A 19058-nucleotide genomic window follows, 5' to 3' on the forward strand; every position below is an offset into this window, starting at 1 on the left:
TCCCAATGGACCCGCTAGCAGTCACCTATGTCAGCCCTGATGCGCTTTTCCCAAATCCGCGCAATGCGCGCACCCACACTGAAAAGCAGATCGGTCAGATCATGGCATCGATCCGCTCGTTTGGCTACAATGTCCCGGTTATTGTCGATGGGCAGCGGACAATCCTTGCAGGCCATGGACGGGTGGAGGCTGCAAGGCGGCTTGGCCTCAGCCAAGTGCCAATTATCGAAATCGGTCACCTGAGCGAGGCAGAGCGGCGTGCCTTCATGCTTGCAGACAACCGTCTCAACGAGCTCAGTAGCTGGGATGAGGAAATCCTTGCTCTGGAGCTGGAGGAGATCGCGCTGAGCGACGCCCCTTTCGAGATCACCGATACAGGATTTGATCTCGAACTGGTCGACCGCCTGGTCGAGGACCGGCACAAGAAGGGCGCTGATGAAGTGTCTCAGGATCTGCCAATCGCCAGGGGCTCAGTCCCGAAGGTGGCGCGGTTAGGAGATCTTTGGCTGATGGGACGCCACCGGCTCTTTGTCGGCAATGCGCTTGAAGAGGAAAGCTATCGCGTCCTGCTCGATCATGAAAAGGCGCAAATGGTGTTCGCGGACGCCCCGTTCAATGTGAAGATCCGAGGCCACGTCTCAGGGCAGCAGGACGCGCGCGAGTTCGTGATGGGTTCAGGAGAGATGGACCGAGATACCTTCAAGGCATTTCTGCGCCGCGCGTTCGATCAGATGGCGAGGTTCAGCGAGGATGGTTCGATCCATTACCAGTGCATGGACTGGCGGGGCCTCAAAGTGCTGCTCGAGGCGGGAGAGGAAGTTTACGACGAGCTCAAGAATATTTGCTGCTGGGTAAAGCATCAGGGCGGAATGGGGTCGCTCTACCGGTCACAGCACGAGATGGTGGCGGTATTCAAGCGCGGGCGCGCGCCTCACATCAACAATGTTGCCCTGGGTAAGCATGGTCGCAACCGGACCAATGTCTGGTCGATTGCCGGCATGAACTCGTTCCAGAAAGACCGTGCGGAAAAGCTCAGCTGGCATCCGACGGTCAAGCCGGTCTCGCTGGTAGCCGATGCGATGCTCGATTGCTCGCGCCGCGGGGGACTGGTGCTCGACCCCTTTGCGGGCTCGGGGACGACAGCAATTGCCGCCGAACGAACGGGACGCAGGGCCGCCCTGATGGAACTCGATCCACTTTATGCCGACGTCATACTCCACCGCTTTGTCTCGGTCACAGGCATCGAGGTCGTAAATGCAGCTACCGGTCAGATTGTTCGCGCTGCTGGACAGGAGGAGTGGGCAGCATGAGCAAGGACTACGAGGTCGGCTATTGCAAGGCGCCGAAGGAGCACCGCTTCAAACCTGGCAACAAGGCCGCAAGCAAGCGCAAGGGGCAGCGCAAGAAGAAGGCGATCTCCATCCCAGAGGTTCTCGAGAGAGCGCTGGCTTCCAAGCGGACAATAAAGCGCGGTGCCCAGCTGATTGAGATGTCCATTGCTGAACTGTTGATCGAACGGATCATCCAGATGGTAGCAACTGGAAGTTCGCGCGATCTCCTGAATGTGGTCGCGCTGATCGAGCGGTTTCTTCCCGATGTGCTCACTACAGAAGATAACCGGCTCGAGATCGTTCATCACCGTGCCGAGGGGTCGAGCGTTCCCCTGCCCAAGCCTGGCCAGTTCGAGCGGCCCGGTCAATGAGGTACGATCTTCCCGAATGGGCGGTCTGGTTCGACATCTATTTCACCGAAGATGCAGAGCGCATTCGGCACCGCGTCTTGTTCGGTGGGCGAGGCGGAGCAAAATCGTGGACGATCGCGCACAAGATTGTTGAACGGGCACGCAGGCAGAAATTGAGGATCCTCTGCACGCGCGAGTTTCAGAACTCGATCCGCGATTCTGCCAAGAAGCTCATCGAAGACTCGATCGCTCGCCTTGGCCTCAGCGACTTCTTCACGATCACCGAAAATGAAATCCGGGGGCGCAACGGTTCTGTAATTTCGTTCCTCGGCCTCAACGGCAAAGAGCAGGCCATCAAGTCACTCGAAGGCTACGACCTTGCCTGGGTTGAAGAGGCTGCCACATTGTCACAGGCCTCCCTCGATGCGCTCATCCCTACGATCCGCAAGGAAGGCTCAGAGATCTGGTGGAGCTATAACCCGCGCTATCCAAGCGATCCGGTGGATCAGTTGTTCCGGGGAGGAAAGCCGCCCCCCGGTTCGATTGTCCTCGAGGTGCAATGGCGCGACAATCCCTGGTTTCCTGAAGTGCTCCGCAGGGACATGGAATATGATCGTGAGCGCGACCCGGAACGTCATGCGCATGTCTGGGAAGGCCATTATGTTATCCGCAGTGAAGCGCAGGTGTTCAGGAACTGGCAGGTCCTTCGCTTCGAAAGTCCCCAAGACGCTCGCTACCGCTTCGGTGCCGACTGGGGGTTTAGCAGGGATCCAACGGTCCTGGTCCGCTGCTTCATTGGACGGCTGGAATCTGAAGGCACGGCGGCGATTGCTGTCCCGGACAGCAAAGGACGTGCTCTCTTTATTGACTTCGAAGCCTATGCGGTTGGCTGTCCGATCGATGCGACGCCTGCCCTGTTTGCAGGTAGCGATCGCCGCACTCCCCCGCGCTGGCCGAACGTGAATGCTTATCCTGGCATAGAGGGGGCCGCGAGAACGAAGATCACCGCCGATAGCGCACGCCCTGAAACGATCGATCACATGAAAAGGCTAGGCTTCGATATCCAGGCTGCGATCAAGGGGCCTGGATCCGTCGAAGACGGAATCGAGTTCCTCCGAAGCTTCGATATCATCGTGCACCCGCGATGCAGGCATCTACAGGAGGAATTGACGCACTACAGCTACAAGGTGGATCGCCAGACAGGGGAGATACTTTCTCAGCTAGCGGACCGGGACAATCACGTGATCGATGCTCTGCGCTACGCGCTCGAGGGCGCACGCAAGGCAGGAAGCGACGGCTTTAAATTTGCGAGCTCAAGAGGGAGGATCACCGCCGAGCGTCTTAAGGGCTTCTTGATCGAACCTACTCGACCGCGGAGCTCCCACGGCAAACGGATCAGCGTGCCCGGCGCCTTGCATCACATGTGGGAGAATTATTGACATCAATCGGCGAAACACTGACCTGACCCGAAGGCGTGGTCTCACAGTTACGTCTGGGTTCCAATAGGCGAGGTCGCCCTTCCGGGGTAGGGGGGCTACTGACGAAGGCTTGAGACACACATCCAGCGGCGGCCCGAAACTGTTAGTACACGCCGCTTCACATGAAGCGGCGTGTACCAAACCCTTCCATTCGATTGGGCGGCTGGCCAACCGGAGGAGGCAGTGGCCAGCCATAAGTTAGATCACATTTCGAAGGAGAGGCGTACGCCGTAGCTGCGAGGGCGGCTCATGGCCCAGTGCGAACCTGCGCTTCCGATGTTACCGCCCACACCATAGAACTTGTTGGTGAGGTTCTGCCCATACAAGCTTACAGCGATCCTCTCATCCATGCTGCGCCAGGTGATGTCTCCACCGAGCAAAACATAACCGTCTTGGGAGATGTTGTTGCCAGGATCGAAATAGACCTTGCTCTGGTAAGAAAGGTTGCCGCTCAGACGGATTTCCCCGTCGAGCGCCGGGAAGGTATAGTCACTCGACGCGCTGATCATCGTTGAAGGTGCCTTGGGCAGGGTATTGCCTGAGAGGTTGGTGATGTTGGCTGCCGCACCTCCCCCGGGAACTGGTACGTATTCCTGCCCTTGGTCGAAGTTGCGATATTCGCCATCGAGCTGGGACAAGGCCAGTGTCACCCCGAAGTTGCGTGTCGGCCTGATCTGAACATCTGCTTCGAAGCCAACAATCTTGGCTGCTGCCGCATTGGTGAGGATCGGCGTGCTCAGCACCGGATCACGAGCAGTGAGTTGCAGGTTGTCGTAGTCTGTATAGTAAGCGGCAAGGTTCAGCCGCAGCCAGTGCGCCGGGTCTGACTTCAGACCTATCTCGTACTGGGTCGCCGTTTCAGGCCGCACGGGCTCGGGATCATCAGCCGGTATCGGCGCGGACGTCGAGGCATATAGGCCGCTCTTGAACGCCGAGGAATAGCGCGCATACAGCTGCAACTCCGGTGTGGCCTGGAACTGGGCTACCAAGCTCGGCGTCAGCTTGTTGAAACGAGCCGATGTTTCCGGGGGAGCCAAGACGCTTGGGTAGATCCTCGTGTACAGGTAAGTTTTCTTTTCAGTCGTGTACCGCAAGCCACCGATTAGCGTAAGCTGATCGGTCATCTCGTAGGTGAGCTGACCATAGATGGCGAGTGAGTCGGTATCCAAGTCGGATTTCACGACTGCGCCGAGGTTCCCGCGTGAAAGAATGTTCAGCTCATCAAAGGCTGCCTTGTCGTTGAAATAGACCCCGCCAATTATCCAGTTAAGCGGACCACCGCTGTCTGACTGCGCGTAAATCTCCTGGTAAAGTGACTCGGACGAGATCGTTCCATTGAAGCCGGCATTCACCAAGGTCGAAGCATCGGAATCGACTTCGAAGTCAAACTTGTTGTCCTGATAACCGGTGATGCTCGTGATCGCGACTGAACCGAGATCGTACCGCAACGTCAGTGATGCCTGGTATTGCGTAAGTGCACCGAGCGATTCCTCGCTCATGGCGGCTTCCCAGTGACGAGTGCCGTAAATGGCACCAGGCGTCTGCTGCGCAATGGTATTACCATGAATCGGCTGGCTGGCTCCGGTGTGATCGGTCGAATTCATGTATCCGAGCGCCAGCGTCGCCGTGAGGTCCCCCATCTCGGCACGTAGCTTCGAGCGGACGGCGAATGACTTCCTGTCGCCGGTCTTGCCACCATTGGCGAGGTCTGTGACGTAGCCATTATCATCGTAGTAGTTCGCCGCGATATCGGCCGCGATCGGGCCCGAGCCACCGCTCAGGTACCCTGCGATATCAACCGTGTCGAAGTTGCCGTAGCTGGCGCGCATCTTGAACTTTGTTTCATCGGTCGGAGTAGCGGTAATGATGTTAATCGCGCCGCCGGTCGCGTTGCGACCATAGAGGATCGACTGTGGTCCCTTGAGCACCTCAATACGTTCGACGTTATTGAAGGTGAAGAGCGCTCCGAACTGGAATGGCTGGTAGACGCCGTCGACAAAGATTGGCGTAACAGATTCGTCTCCTGCGTTTGCTCCACGCGTGCCGATGCCGCGAATTGTCGGCTGCGACACGAAGTTTGATCGCCCGAAGAAGAATCCAGGCGTTACCTTTCCCAGGTCCTCGGTAGTTACGACATTGGCCTTGACGAGAGCATCAGTCGAAAGGGCGGTAATAGCGGCGGGCACTTCCTGCAGGCGCTCTTCGCGGCGCTGCGCGGTCACCACAATGTCCCCGATGCCCTGGTCAACCGCATCGGCTCCCGGTTCAGCAGGCTCGGATTGAGCCAGGGCTACCCCCGGGCACAGGACCAACAGGACCGATCCTGACAAGATTTTACCTAAACTCATCTCTCCCTCCCTATAATTGTGACGATCTTTTTGGCAGGTCATTTTTTGATTTATGTAATTGAATTACATCTGTATTATTCTATCTACTCATTCTGAATTCATTGAAGTCGACTTTGGCCATGTCGCGACGAAACTTGTCGATCGACCAAGGCCAAGTGTTGGGTCGCCCGTTGCGGTCGAGGTAATAGCTGTTGCAGCCGGTCGCCCAGACCGTGCTCGTCATGGCCTGACTCAACTCATCCTCGTATTGCCTGCAGGCCTGTTCGAGCGGCTCGATTGCGACCGCCCCATCGTCAACCACTCGATCAAGTAGCTCGAGGAGGTAGCGCATCTGCATCTCCGCCACAGCGATGACCGAGTAATTGGTGAGCGGGCTGTTTGGCCCAACCAGCATGAAGAAATTCGGCAAACCTGGGATGGCAACTCCCCGATGGGCTACTTCGCCGTCGCTCCAAAGTTCATCCAGACTTGTGCCCCCCTCGACACTGATCCGCATCGGGCGCATGTAGTCATGCATGCGATAACCTGTCGCGTAGACGAGCACGTCGAGTTGATGCAGCGCACCGTCCGAAGTCCGTACTCCTGAGGCCTCGATCCGATTGATCGGCTCAGTGCAAAGCGTTGCGTTTGGACGCTGGATGGCCGGGTAGAAGGTTGACGAGTAAATTTGCCGCTTGCAGCCTGGTTCGTAGTCAGGCGTCAATTTGCGCCGCAATTCAGGGTCAGCGATGGTTTCCAGATTGCGCTGACACGTGCGGACGAGTCTCGGGTAGACCTCCGAGTCCTTCAGTACCCACCTGCCTGCTGTGGCCTCGATCTCATCGGTGAGCATCCGGTACCTGCGGCGGAGTACCCACGGTGCAAGGCGATATAGTGCCCGGCGCCACCAAGGGATCGCGGGGTTCGGTGAAGGAGCGACCCATTGCGCAGTGCGCTGAAATAGTGTCAGCCGTGAAACTTCGTCGACTATTGCCGGAACCAGTTGCGCCGCTGTAGCGCCGGTACCAATGATCCCGACGCGAAGACCCGCCAAGTCCAATCCATCGGGCCAATCGCCCGTATGCAAGGAGAGGCCCGCAAATTCCTCCATCCCTGCGATCTGCGGGTAATTGAGGTGATGCAGCACTCCCGTGGCGGCGAAAACAAAATCGGCATGCGCAACATGCCCGTCTGTCATGGTCAGTTGCCAGCTCTTGCCGTCAAATCGCGCGGTACCAACCTCGCTATTGAAACGAACGAGGTTTCGCAGGCCATATCGTTGTGCCACCTGCTGGAAATAGCTCTGGATCTCAGGTCCGGACGAAAATGTCTGACGCCATGACGGATTGAGGGCGAACGAGAAGCAGTACGATTGCGAGGGCACGTCGCAATGAAGACCAGGATAGCGATTTTCGCGCCATGTTCCGCCAATGTCGTCCTTCTTCTCGAAGATCGAGATCCGGGTGTAGCCAGCTTCACGTAGCTTGATCGCCGCCAACATCCCCGACGCCCCAGCCCCTATGATTGCGATCGGTCGATCGCGCCCAGACGGGGCGGACATGGTAGTTCCGGCTGTCGCAGTCGAAATGCTCATCCCGGCTCAATTAAATTTATATTTAAATTTAGTCAACACCCCGACATCAGCACCTGCCGACGCCTGCTTGCGACCGGCCAAGCCAGTCCGAAGATGGGGTGTTCAGGTGGAAGCGTGAGTGGCGAGGCCGTCCATGATCATGCCAGCCACATCGCGTGCGTACCCTCGTGCCGTCTCTGCATCAATCCGGGCGACTCCGAACACGTTATCGAGCGTCGCCCGGGCGGCGAACAGGTAATGGCATGCACCGGAGGTCGCGAAATAGAAGCTGGCCGGACTGATATCACGAATGTCTCCGGCGGCTTGCGCCTCTGTCAGCAACTGGGCTTGTGCTGCACAGATTGGTCCGATGTAGTCGTTGGCAATGGTTCGAGCCGTTTCTGAGGTCGTGTCGCGCATCAATGCACGCAGAAGCGCGTCCAGATAGGGGAATCGCCAGTATATGAGTACCTGACCGGTAATGTGGCGGCGCAGCTTCTCGACCGCCGACAGGTCCGTCATCGCCACCAGTGCATTGAATTCTCGCACGATCAGCGTCGAGTCGCGGACCGCCAGAGCCATGAGCAGACCTTCTCGGTTGCCAAAATAGTATTTCACAAGCGCGATGTTGACCCCTGCTCTCTCTGCTACCTCTGCAAGCGGCACGTCGATCGTATCCCACTCGGCCATCAGCGCCGCCGCGGAATCCAGTAACTGCTCACCCGTAGTCTCTCGGTTGCCGCGCGCGCGCCGCGCTTTCTTCTTTACCATGGTTTCCCCGTTTTTCTCCTGGACCGAACCATAAGCCAGCTGAAATTAAAAGCCCATTCAATCGGCACGTGGGCAAATCGCCTCACATCCTCTTTGCCGTTGACGCAAGCCTCTACCTCCTCCTCTCCGATTCACGAGATCCGAGAATAGCGGCGTAGTTTTCCATCCTCCTCCACCTTCGCTTGACCCAATGCGACCAGACGATTTGCATACGCCATCGCCTCGCCTGTCAGAAGACTTACGGTGCGGCCATCCACGGGTCGGCGGTACAGCGCGCGCACAAGTTCAGCTGGTGTTCGAGGTATGCTCAGGGCGTCAAATGTACGCTCCAACCTGACCCGATGCCCCTCCTCGATCTCTGAAATCCGGGCATGTGCACCCCGGAACACGTGCCCATGCGAGGGTAATACCAGAACGTCTTCTGGCAGGATTGAGGCCATACGGGAAAGAGAAGCAAACCATTCTCCCAGTGGATCGGAATCCAGATCGTCCAACGAAACAGGGACGATAGCCGCCATGTCGGGTAACAGCTGGTCGCCGGCGATGAGGATGGAGTCCTGTTCATTGTAGAGACTGGCATGTGCTGGAGTGTGCCCTCCGGTTACAATAACCCGCCATTGGCGGCCGCCGAGTAAGACATTGCCCTCCTCCAGCAGTCGAATGCGCTCAGGGAAGCCCTGCAGTGCCTGCCCAAAACGGCCATGGAATGCGCGCTGGGCATCCAGCATTGCATCGTCCCATCCTGCTGCGCGCAACGCATCATTCACGACTTGTGAAGCAGGATCAGCAAGTGACAGTTCGCGTCGGCAAGCGGCAAACTCGAGACCTGTCATGGTTACGTGGCAGTCGCAATGACGGGATAACCATCCTGTGGCGCCGGCATGATCGGGATGATGATGTGTCAGCAGGAGTCGTGCGACGTTTCCTTTCCTGTCGCACTCAGAAAGGACAGCCTGCCACGCATCGATGGTTTCCTTTTCACCCAGCCCGGCATCGACAAACGTGATATCGCTTTCCCGTAATTCCCACAGGTTGATGTGGCCAAGGGGACCTGGAACAGGCATGCGGATCCATCCAATTCCCGGCAGAACTGGAAGGACCTCACCAATGGCAGGCGCTTCCAGCCCGCACTTCCTGATCGCTCGGGCGTCGTACATCCTTTCCCATCCCTTACACCTTCCGGCGAGGTATCCTCGCCTATTGACACAAACTTAAATCTATTTTTAATTTGGACGCAAGATTGAGGGGAGAAGTAGGATGCGGACTGGCCCGCTAGCCGGTATCAGGGTTATGGAAATGGGCCACTTGATCGCAGCGCCGATCGCTGGGCAAATCCTCGCCGACCTTGGCGCAGACGTGATCAAGATAGAACGCCCGGGACGTGGTGATGAGTATCGAAACTATGGTCCTGCATATATTCGTGACATCGACGGCGAGCGCACCGACATGTCTGCCGGGTTCCTCGTCGCGAACACAAACAAGCGTTCCATCGCTCTGGATATTGGATTGCCCGAAGGCCGCAAGCTCGCGCGCAACTTGGCAGCCAAGGCCGATATCTTCATCGAGAACTTCCGTGCCGGAACGCTTGATGCACAAGGCCTCGGTCGTGAAGACCTGAAGGCGATCAACCCTGGTCTTATCTACATATCGATCAGCGGGTTCGGCCGATTTGGTCCTGCCGCTCGTCGGCCCGGTACCGACAGTGCATTTCAGGCCCTGACCGGATTGATGAGCGTGACCGGCGATCCGGACGGACTGCCGCAGAAGGTAGGCACCCCGGTCGTCGACTACGTAACGGCACTATATGCCACGATCGGAGCGCTGGCCGCATTGATCCAGCGGGGCCATGACAAGAAAGGCCAGGCAATTGACCTGTCGCTTCTGGACTGTGCGCTGGCCCTGATGTCGGCGCGAGCCGCCGAGTACTTCACGACAGGCGACGTGCCAATGCGCTTTGGCCATCGGACCACAGGCGCCGCTCCTGCACAGATGTTCCGTTGCCGGGACGGCTTCATCAACGTCCAGGCTGGCTTTGATCACCACTTTCGCTCTCTATGTGAGCGGCTTGGCCTGCCCGAACTGGCCGATGATCCTCGCTATCTCACGCGAGACCAACGAGTAGCCCACGTGGACGAACTTGAAGATCAGCTGCAGCCCGCATTCCTGCAACGCACCGTCGCTGAATGGTATGCGACCCTTCAGGAGGCCCAACTCATCTGTTCGCCTATTCTCGACGTGAGGCAATGCTACGCTGACCCTGACGTGATGGCCACCGGCGCGCGGCGCACAATTCAGCATCCCCTTGCAGGTCCCGTGGACTTCGTCGCCAATCCGCTTCGATTCGAGAAGACGCCAATTGAACGGTATGACTGCGCTCCCGGACTGGGAGAGCATACCGAAGAAATCCTTGCCGATTGGCTTGGCATGAAAGGCGAGACCATAGCCGACCTGCGCATGGAGACAGTATTCGGATGAGTGCAACCCCGCGACTGCTCGAAGGCCTGCGTGTCATTGACATGTCGACCGTCATATTTGGCCCCCATTGCACGCAGCTCCTGGCGGATATGGGTGCAGACGTCATCAAGGTTGAGCCGTCGCAGGGGGACAATTTCCGATATGTGGGCAAACCGGCCAGAACCCGAGGAATGGGTCCTTCACACCTGACCATCAATCGAGGCAAACGATCGGTCAACTGGGATCTGAGGTCAGCCGCAGGACGTAAGGCCCTCGAACAGCTGATCGCCAGCGGCGATATCTTCCTCCACAACATCAGGGCTGACGCGATCAACCGGCTCGAACTTGACTACGACAGTGTTCGTGCAATCCGCCCGGACGTAATCTACGTTCATTGCACTGGCTTTGGACTCGATGGGCCTTACGCAAGCTACCCGGCCTACGATGATGTAATACAAGCGGCCTCGGGTACAGCCTCGCTTCTGCCACGCGTCGATGGCAACCCGCGCCCGCGCTACCTACCTATGGCATTGGCCGACAAGGTTTGTGGCCTGCACGCTGCCTACGCCACGCTTGCCGCTGTCATTCACCGGTTGCGCACCGGAGAGGGTCAGCACGTTGAGATTCCGATGTTCGAGACAATGACCAGCTTCACACTGCTGGAGCATTTGGCCGGTCACACCTTTGACCCGCCGAACGGCCCCATGTGTTACAAGCGCCAGACCAATCCCGAGCGTCAGCCCGCGCCGACCCGGGATGGCTGGATAAGTATTGCGCCATACGTCGACGAGCGCTGGATCGCTTTCTTCGACGTTGCGGGTCATCCCGAGGTACTCGAGGATGCACGACTTAACAGTCCCCGAAACCGCGTTCTGAACGAGGATTATCTCTACGCTCGGCTTAATGCCATTACTCACGAGCGGACCACGGCCGAATGGCTCGAACTCCTCTCCGAAGCCGGCATTCCGGCAATGGAGGTACGTGATGTCGAGGCGATCTTCACCGACCCCCACCTCCAGGCAGTGGGGTTGTTTCGGAAGGCTGAGCATCCGAGCGAAGGCGGCTACATAGACGTAAGACCGCCGGTGCGCTTTTCCGCTCGACCGAGCGAGACCTCGCGACCAGCACCTCGGCTCGGAGAGCACAATGCCGAGGTACTGAGCGAGCTTGGCGTCGGCACGCCGGACAGCGTTTGAACCAGCCTTCAATCCTGGAAGTAGCGTCATGAGCAGCATCAATCCACGTACCCCAGTTATTGTCGGCGTCGCGCAATGCGTTGATCGCGAATCAGATCCTGAGGCAGCAGCCTCACCGCTGGATTTCCTCGAACAGGTCACACGTGGAGCCGCGCGCGACAGTGGTGCGGGCGAGCGACTCCTGCAACACATTGATCGGATCACGGTCATCCGCACTTTCGCCGATTCCGGTGCTTCTGCCTTTCGTCTTCCGGGTTGGAGCTACCCTAACCTCCCCCGCTCACTTGCGGAAAGGATCGGCGCAAAGCCCGCAAAGCTGACCTACCCACACCCAGGCGGCAACACGCCGCAATGGAGCATTAACCTCCTCGCTGACGCCATCGCTGCCGGTGAAGCCGATATCTGCTTGCTGGCAGGCGCTGAGAACATGCGTACCGCAGCCCGTGCTCAGCGCCGTGGCATCGAGCTGAACTGGACCGATGACCCTGGTGGCGACGAGCCCGATACGCCGGGTAGCGCTCCACCCGCCAGCACCAAATCCGAACACAAGCACGGTCTCTCTCTTGCAACCAGCGGCTATGCAATGTTCGAAAACGCGCTCGCTGATCGTTATGGCAGATCGCCCGCCGAGCACCGCGCTGCACTTGGTAGGCTGATGGAGCGTTTCAGCGAGATCGCTGCAGCCAATCCCTTTTCAATCAGTAGTGAAGCCAAGTCTGCACTCCAGATAGCCGAGCCTGGAGAGGACAACAGGTATATCGCCTATCCCTATACCAAGTACCTGTGCTCGAACATGTTCGTCGATCAGGCTGCAGCCGTCCTGCTGATGTCTGAAGCCGCCGCAGACCGATTGGATGTTCCGCGCGAGAAGCGAGTCTATCTGCACGGTTCGGCCGAAACGACCGAGAAATGGTTCCTCAGCGACCGCATTGACTTTTCGACCGCACCATCCGTGGAAATCGGTGCCCGCGCTGCTCTGGAGCAAGCTGGAATCAGTGTCGAGGAACTGACCTTTCTTGACCTGTATTCGTGCTTCGCCTCGCCCGTCGAGATCGCCGCCGATGCGCTTGGAATCGCACACGACGATCCAAGAGGACTGACCGTTACCGGCGGCCTCGTCTGCTTTGGCGGCCCCGGCAATAATTACGTGACCCATGCTGTAGCGTCGATGGTCGAAAAGCTACGCCAGCGGCCCGGCAGCAACGGCTTGATCTTTGGTAACGGTTACTTCCTCACCAAGCATGCCTTTGGAGTTTATTCGACGCGAACACCCGAGCAGCTCTACCGGCGCCGGGAGCCGGCGATAGACCAACACAAGATCGATGATTTGCCCTCGCCCCCGTTCGATGAGACACCCGCTGGCACCGCAGTCATCGAGACCTACACCGTGCTCTTCGAGAAGGGAGCACCCCGCTCGGCACCAGTTTTCGCCAGACTGGAAGGAAGCGGCGCACGCTGTCTCGCGACGATTATCGACCCCGCGTCCCTGGAGGCGATGGTGGACGAGACGGTCATTGGCCGGCGGATCGAGATTTCGGCGGGATCTCCCATTAACACCGCGAAATTCATTTAACCGGAGGCAATGCCATGTCACGGAATGAAGCAGTTCTATTCGAAATCCCGGCGCCTCACGTAGCGCTCATCACAATCAATCGCCCAGATGTACGTAACGCGATCAATGGTGCCGTCGCGCTTGGTCTGAATGAGGCTGTCCGCCGTGTCGACGAGGACAACGACCTGCGCGTGGCCATACTGACCGCATCGGGCGACAAGGCGTTCAGCGCTGGTGCGGACCTGGCAGAAGTTGCGGCGGGACGTGGCCGTGAGCTTTCACTCCCGGGGAGCGGGTTCGCAGGCTTCGTCCAGGCCAAGCGCAACAAACCTTGGATAGCGGCCGTTCGAGGTAATGCACTTGGTGGGGGACTCGAGCTGTGCCTGGCCTGCGATTTCGTGGTCGCTGCGGAAACAGCAGCCTTCGGGCTGCCTGAAGTGAAGCGCGGCCTGTTCGCTGGAGCCGGTGGTGTACTCAGGCTTCCACGCACGGTCCCTCGTCCCCTGGCGCTCGAAATGATTGCCACCGGCGAGCCACTGACAGCAACTCATGCCATGGCCGCAGGGCTGGTAAATCACGTTGTTCCACTCGGCGATGTCAACGAGCTGGCCATGACTATCGCCAACAAGATCGCTGCCAATGCACCGTTGGCCGTTACCGAGAGCCTGCGCATTGCACGCGCCTCCGATGATCTGGACGAAGCCGCACTCTGGGAAATGAACATGGCTGCGGCCAAAGTCATAGGTCGCAGCGAGGATGCCAGGGAAGGACCACGCGCCTTCGTCGAAAAGCGTGCTCCAATCTGGACCGGCAGGTAATGGTCGAATCCGAGGACCATCTGTCTCGCGGACAGCAGCGCTATATCATCGGCCTCCTATGCGTGGTCTACACGCTCAACTTCCTCGACCGCCAGATTATCAATATCCTCGCAGAACCAATCAAGCAGGACCTCAGGCTTCCCGACTGGCAACTGGGCGTCCTAACCGGCTTGGGTTTCGTGCTCTTCTACAGCGTGCTCAGCGTAGTGATCGCCAGGATCTCCGAATATGGCAATCGGCCGAAGATCATCGCCGTCTGCCTCGCAGTATGGAGCGGTTTCACTGCACTCTCGGGATTGGCGCAAAGCTTTGTGCACCTGCTTCTCGCTCGTATTGGGGTAGGGATCGGTGAGGCTGGGTGTGCTCCGCCGGCCCATTCGCTCATCTGCGACATCGTACCCGAGGATCGTCGTGCAAGGGCGCTGGCGACGTTCTCGATGGGAGCTCCGATCGGTTCTCTGCTTGGCCTTGCCATTGGAGGTCTTCTTGCAAGTGCGATGGGCTGGCGAGCGGCTTTCTTCGTGGTTGGCCTACCCGGAATTGCTATTGCGCTGCTCCTGGTCCTCACGCTTCGCGATCCGCGCGCAAAGAATCCGGTAGTCAGGACTGATCGCAGCTCCGATTTCTCTGCCGCGGTACGCGAGCTCAAAGCCAACCGGACTTTTCGGTACACCGTCATCGGCAGCGGATTTGTCAGCATGGTCAGCATAGGCCACGCCGCGTTCTTTGGCTCCTTCTACTTGCGCAATCACGCTGATGGACTGGAGACGTTGGCATCGGGGACCGGACTTGAACCGCTTGCGCTTTTGGGTGTCGCACTTGGACTTACATACGGATTGTCTGCTACTGTCGGAACCTATCTTTCCGGCGTTATTGCAGATCGCGCTGCCCGCGCAGACAGGCGGGGTTACCTTGCAGTTACTGCTGGGGGACCACTCATTGGCGCACCCATCTACGTCGCCGCCATGTTGGTTGATGGGTTCATGCCCTCGATTTTGCTCCTCGGCCTTTCAGCCATTTTCAACAGCTTTTACCTGGCGCCGACCGTGGCGGTAGTGCAGGCCGTGGTTGACCGTTCGATCAGGGCAACCGCTTCTGCAGTCATGCTGCTTGTCGTGAGCCTGATCTCCTTTGGAATAGGCCCTGTTGCCATCGGCATTCTGAGTGACTGGCTGGCTACGTCGTGGGCCCTGGGAGAAGGCGGCGGGATAAGGTGGGCGCAGGTATGGTCCACTGGCGTTCTGATCGTAGGCTTTGCTCTCTACTTTTGCGCCGCACGAACCATGCCAGGCGATCTCAAATGACACTTCAAGAGACCCGTTGGCAAGACGCATGGCGACCGGTCATCGCACTTGTTGGTCAACCGCTGTCGGGGCCTGAACCCGTCCCGGGAGCGGAGCAAATCACAGCCGAAGCCATTCGCCGCTATCTCGAACCCCTCGAATTTGATTGCCCGCTGCATTACGACACCGCCACCGCCCAACAATTCGGCTACCCGCAAGTCATCGCGCCATATACCTCGGTAACAAGCTTCGCACTCGGCGAGCTGTGGCGGCCAGGTGAACCCCTCTTCATTGACGATGGCTACAACTCTCAGCCTGCGAGAACGAATGTTCGACCCTTCGCACCTGAAGGCATGCCACCCGTTACCGGCTATTTCGCGACGGAGGTCGAAATGGACTTCGTTCGCCCGCCCTTTGTGGGCGATCGACTGACCCGTGAAAATCCCGTCCTGCTTTCCTGTGAACCCAAGCAGACGCGTGTCGGGAGAGGCGCATTCCTTACCTTGGAATCGCAGATCGTTGATCAGGACGGCGATCTCGTCGCAACCGTGCGCTCAACGGTCTACTTCTATGAACCGGTAGTGTCGTGATGCAGCGGTACTGGGACGAAGTGGAAGTCGGGGAACATTTGCAGCCGATCGACTTCCCTCTTTCAGTCTATCGACTTGTAGTCGCTGCCGGGGCGAACCGCGACTTCAACTCCATCCATCACAACTCCGAGTTCGCCAAGGCGTCAGGTGCGCCCGAGATGTATGCCAATGCCATGCTGCTGCAAGGCATGTGGGAACGGCTGGTTCGTCAGTTCATCGGAAACAAGGGACAAATCCGAAGCCTGCGAGGGTTCAGGATGAACAGTTTCTGCTGCGCTGGAAGCACAGTAACCGCAAGCGGTGAAGTCACGCGAAAGTGGATTGAGAACGACGATGGCCTCATCGAGATCAGTTTGAGGTCGCATGTAGGTCGCCGGTTGGCCGTTGGTCCCGGCTCGATCATTGCGACCATTCCAAACACCGCAATTGGCCAGCTGCCATGAGCGGAAATGGTGACGATTCGAACGAAGTGAACGCGATCTGCGAGAGTTTCGGACGGTTGCTTGATCGACACTGGAGCGAAACAGATGCCCGCCGGCTGATCGAGGAGCCGGAATTTGTCGCGACAGAGCTGTGGCACAAGCTCGCAGAGGCAGGCTTTGCTGCACTGATGCTACCGCCTCAATTCAGTGGAATCGGGCCAAGCGCTGTCGTGCTCGAGGCAATAATGGAACGAGCTGGCTCCGCACTCCTGCCCGGCCCGTTTCTGTCGAGCGCTATTGCGTCTTCAATTCTCCTCTCTCACGCGGGGGATGGTGAAGCCAACGCGCGTTTGATGCCTGGCCTGGCGAGTGGCGAACGCGTGCTGACCGTGGCCTATACCGGAGACGCAGGTTGCTGGACCGAGAATGGTGTAGAGGTCTCCGGGCGCATAACACGCAATGGGACATGGCAACTTGATGGAGTATCGTCGTTCGTAACCGATCTCGACATGGCAGATACTCTCCTCGTGATTGCTCGTTGCGAAGATGGCCTGGGCATCTTCGAGACGACCATTGATGTGCCAGGCGTCGATATCATGCCAATGCAAGGCTGGGACGCAACTCGCCGTCTTGCAAGGGTGACCTTCAGCGAAGTGCCCGCTTTACGGATTGCGGCTCGTTGTAACGAGGCGTTTGCCCGGTCTCTCGAAATGACGCGAATCGCACTCGCAGCCGAACAGGCCGGAGCTGCCATGTACTGGCTGTTGAAGACGGTCGAATACATGAAGACACGCGTACAGTTCGGCAGGCCCATCGGCAGCTTCCAGGCCTTGAAACACAAGGCGGCTGATCTGCTGCTGGAAGCCGAGTCAGCCATTTCCGCCGCTCGCGCGGCAGCAAACGCAATCGAAACAGACAGTCCAGACCGGGAGATGCTGGTCAATCTCGCGGCATTCAGCTGCGCTGACGCATTTGAACTTGTTGCAGCAGAGGCGATCCAGTTGCACGGCGGCATTGCCTACACCTGGGAGCATTCAGCACACCTGTTCTGGCGACGCGCTCATGCGGGCACTCGGCTGTTCGGCTCCAGCGAATTCCATGGTGCACAGTTCTTGCGCGCGATGGCAAAGGAAATGCCTGTATGATCGACAGCGTCAAGGAGTGGCTCGATGCCAACTGGGACACCGAACGTCGATCTCCAAAGGCAGGTGACATTCGCAGTTGGTATGAGCATGTTTTCCGGGCCGGCTGGGCAGTACCTTCCTGGCCCCGCGAATGGTGGGGTCTGGGACTTGACGCCGAACGATCTGGGGCGATTCGCCGTGCCTTCAAGGAGGTTGGTGCGCCCGGCGCAGGACAGGATCGCACAAACATACCTGCGGCGACAGTGATGGCGTTTGGAAGCGAAGACCTGCGACGATCCGTTGTACCCGGCTTCTTGAGCCATTCCCTTCGACAGTGCCTGCTTTACAGCGAACCGGAAGCGGGATCCGACCTTGCGGCCGTGCGGACCCGCGCTGACCATCGAAGCGAAGGCTATGTCATCCAGGGGCACAAGCTCTGGACCTCCGGGGCGGCACAGGCTGACTTTGGCCTCCTCCTGGCCCGAACAGACTGGTCCAGGCCCAAGCACGCCGGGCTTAGCTACTTCCTTCTGGACATGCACCAGCCCGGAATCGATGTGCGTCCGCTCCGTCAGATTACGGGTGAAAGTCTGTTCAACGAGGTATTCATCGATGGTGCCAGAATACCGGTGAGCCATCGACTCGGCGCCGAGGGCGAAGGATGGAAGATACTCCAGTACGCGCTAACCATCGAGCGCAGGCTCATGGCCGAAGGAGTCGGCGAAAGCCGAAAGGGGGAAACGCGCGCCAGAGGTAATCCTGTGCTGGACGCCGTGCGAGCTGCGGGTAGGCTGGAGGATCCTTTGATTCAGGACGACCTCGCCCGGGTTCTCGCGTGGCGGAAGCTCAACAGCCTCAATGAAAGGCGCGCTCGCGTTGGCAACGCGCCACAACTTGCTGCTTTGGGCAAATTGGCAATGTCGCGCGTGCTTCACCAGGAAGCGCGGCTTCTTCGCAAGCTGCTTGGATCAGCCTCCTTGCTCGATGGCTCCCAGTTTCCCGCCGCATCTCATGCGCATTACCTGGCCGCCAATGCGTATATGACATCGATCGGGGGAGGCACTGATCAGATACAGCGCAACATCATCGCTGAGCGCTTGCTTGAGATGCCTCGCGAGGAAGATGTGAGCCGCGATCGCCCATTTGGATCCGTCAGTGGCGACCAATGAGACGCTTCCTCTGCACATCGGGGAGTAACTCATGAAGAGAGGCACGGCAGCGAGACGGTCGTCCACCGAGGTGCATTCACACCTCACAATCGCGGTTGAAGGATACGAAGCGTCCGTCTCGGCGAGAGTCAATCACTATGCCTACGAGCCGCGCTACGCCTTTCGGCCGCTCGACGATCAACCTGTCCACGAGTTCTCCAGCCGCCTTGTTGTTGCAGGGACGATAGTTTCGGAAGGGAAGTCTGCGACGAATTGCTGCCTCGTCACGCTTTATGGAGACCCGTCACCGGCATTCGATCTCGATGCGCGGCTGGAGGACATCGCGGAACTCGATGATCATGGCAGCCCAAGATACCGGCAGTATCGCGGCAAGGAAGTACCGGTCTACAGGCCGCCGAAGGGGCTTGGCGTGCTCGGCAAGGTGAAAGGGCAGCCAGAGTGGCAAACAAGTCTGTTCGTGAAGCCGGTCCTGGTCGACCGATGGCTGACGCTCCTTTGTTCGTCCCGGGATCTCTTCATGTCGCTGCACGAGTGCAAGACCGGTCGGACCCGCTGGGTCAGGGGTATAGAGCTTGGAACGGTGAACCCCGAGGAGGAATGACCCGGGACGGAACGCGAAG

17 protein-coding genes are annotated in these 19058 nt (G+C 58.5%); 13 read left to right on the forward strand and 4 right to left on the reverse strand.

The annotated features are described in order from the left end of the window. The first annotated feature begins 101 nt into the window (after positions 1-101). The 3 genes from ACUJ47_RS06830 to ACUJ47_RS06840 are packed head-to-tail and all read left to right on the forward strand — an operon-like array spanning position 102 to position 3120. Positions 102-1310: a site-specific DNA-methyltransferase gene (locus ACUJ47_RS06830; protein WP_445537657.1), complete on the forward strand. Its 1209-nt coding sequence runs from the start codon at positions 102-104 to the stop codon at positions 1308-1310. Then, positions 1307-1702, forward strand: a complete 396-nt coding sequence (locus ACUJ47_RS06835; protein ID WP_445537658.1) for a DUF5681 domain-containing protein — start codon at positions 1307-1309, stop codon at positions 1700-1702. The genes ACUJ47_RS06830 and ACUJ47_RS06835 overlap by 4 nt, the downstream gene beginning before the upstream one ends. Then, positions 1699-3120, forward strand: coding sequence for a PBSX family phage terminase large subunit (locus ACUJ47_RS06840; protein ID WP_445537659.1), 1422 nt, complete (start codon positions 1699-1701; stop codon positions 3118-3120). The genes ACUJ47_RS06835 and ACUJ47_RS06840 overlap by 4 nt, the downstream gene beginning before the upstream one ends. 242 nt (positions 3121-3362) lie before the next feature. Here ACUJ47_RS06840 and ACUJ47_RS06845 read toward each other — a convergent pair whose 3' ends face one another. The 4 genes from ACUJ47_RS06845 to ACUJ47_RS06860 all read right to left on the reverse strand — a co-directional run bounded on the left by ACUJ47_RS06845 (position 3363) and on the right by ACUJ47_RS06860 (position 8987). Beyond that, entirely contained in the window at positions 3363-5507 is a 2145-nt protein-coding gene (locus ACUJ47_RS06845) for a TonB-dependent receptor (protein WP_445537660.1), read from the reverse strand. Between the two features lie 79 nt (positions 5508-5586). Further along, positions 5587-7080: a flavin-containing monooxygenase gene (locus ACUJ47_RS06850; RefSeq protein WP_445537661.1), complete on the reverse strand. Its 1494-nt coding sequence runs from the start codon at positions 7078-7080 to the stop codon at positions 5587-5589. A 102-nt stretch (positions 7081-7182) separates the two neighbouring features. Beyond that, positions 7183-7830 (reverse strand): TetR family transcriptional regulator, encoded by a 648-nt coding sequence (locus ACUJ47_RS06855; RefSeq protein ID WP_445537662.1) that lies wholly within the window; start codon positions 7828-7830, stop codon positions 7183-7185. Between the two features lie 131 nt (positions 7831-7961). Then, complete coding sequence (locus ACUJ47_RS06860) at positions 7962-8987, reverse strand: MBL fold metallo-hydrolase (protein ID WP_445537663.1); 1026 nt, start codon at positions 8985-8987, stop codon at positions 7962-7964. 100 nt (positions 8988-9087) lie between these two features. Between ACUJ47_RS06860 and ACUJ47_RS06865 the strand changes: the two genes are divergently transcribed. The 10 genes from ACUJ47_RS06865 to ACUJ47_RS06910 are packed head-to-tail and all read left to right on the forward strand — an operon-like array spanning position 9088 to position 19039. Further along, a complete protein-coding gene (locus ACUJ47_RS06865; RefSeq protein WP_445537664.1) occupies positions 9088-10305 on the forward strand; it encodes a CaiB/BaiF CoA transferase family protein in 1218 nt (405 codons plus the stop codon). Further along, positions 10302-11480: a CaiB/BaiF CoA transferase family protein gene (locus tag ACUJ47_RS06870; RefSeq protein WP_445537665.1), complete on the forward strand. Its 1179-nt coding sequence runs from the start codon at positions 10302-10304 to the stop codon at positions 11478-11480. Before ACUJ47_RS06865 ends, ACUJ47_RS06870 begins: the two co-directional genes overlap by 4 nt. 28 nt (positions 11481-11508) lie before the next feature. After that, on the forward strand, positions 11509-13053 hold the full coding sequence (locus ACUJ47_RS06875; RefSeq protein WP_445537666.1) for an acetyl-CoA acetyltransferase: 1545 nt from the start codon (positions 11509-11511) through the stop codon (positions 13051-13053). A gap of 14 nt (positions 13054-13067) precedes the next feature. Beyond that, complete coding sequence (locus ACUJ47_RS06880) at positions 13068-13850, forward strand: enoyl-CoA hydratase-related protein (protein ID WP_445537667.1); 783 nt, start codon at positions 13068-13070, stop codon at positions 13848-13850. After that, entirely contained in the window at positions 13850-15154 is a 1305-nt protein-coding gene (locus ACUJ47_RS06885) for a spinster family MFS transporter (RefSeq protein ID WP_445537668.1), read from the forward strand. The genes ACUJ47_RS06880 and ACUJ47_RS06885 overlap by 1 nt, the downstream gene beginning before the upstream one ends. After that, positions 15151-15723: an FAS1-like dehydratase domain-containing protein gene (locus ACUJ47_RS06890; protein ID WP_445537669.1), complete on the forward strand. Its 573-nt coding sequence runs from the start codon at positions 15151-15153 to the stop codon at positions 15721-15723. The genes ACUJ47_RS06885 and ACUJ47_RS06890 overlap by 4 nt, the downstream gene beginning before the upstream one ends. Then, positions 15723-16166: a hypothetical protein gene (locus ACUJ47_RS06895; protein WP_445537670.1), complete on the forward strand. Its 444-nt coding sequence runs from the start codon at positions 15723-15725 to the stop codon at positions 16164-16166. Before ACUJ47_RS06890 ends, ACUJ47_RS06895 begins: the two co-directional genes overlap by 1 nt. Beyond that, positions 16163-17290: an acyl-CoA dehydrogenase family protein gene (locus tag ACUJ47_RS06900; RefSeq protein ID WP_445537671.1), complete on the forward strand. Its 1128-nt coding sequence runs from the start codon at positions 16163-16165 to the stop codon at positions 17288-17290. The genes ACUJ47_RS06895 and ACUJ47_RS06900 overlap by 4 nt, the downstream gene beginning before the upstream one ends. Then, entirely contained in the window at positions 17287-18438 is a 1152-nt protein-coding gene (locus ACUJ47_RS06905; protein ID WP_445537672.1) for an acyl-CoA dehydrogenase family protein, read from the forward strand. The genes ACUJ47_RS06900 and ACUJ47_RS06905 overlap by 4 nt, the downstream gene beginning before the upstream one ends. A 31-nt stretch (positions 18439-18469) precedes the next feature. Beyond that, positions 18470-19039 (forward strand): hypothetical protein, encoded by a 570-nt coding sequence (locus ACUJ47_RS06910; protein ID WP_445537673.1) that lies wholly within the window; start codon positions 18470-18472, stop codon positions 19037-19039. Positions 19040-19058 lie beyond the last annotated feature (19 nt).

The organism is Altererythrobacter sp. Z27 (genome assembly GCF_052683155.1).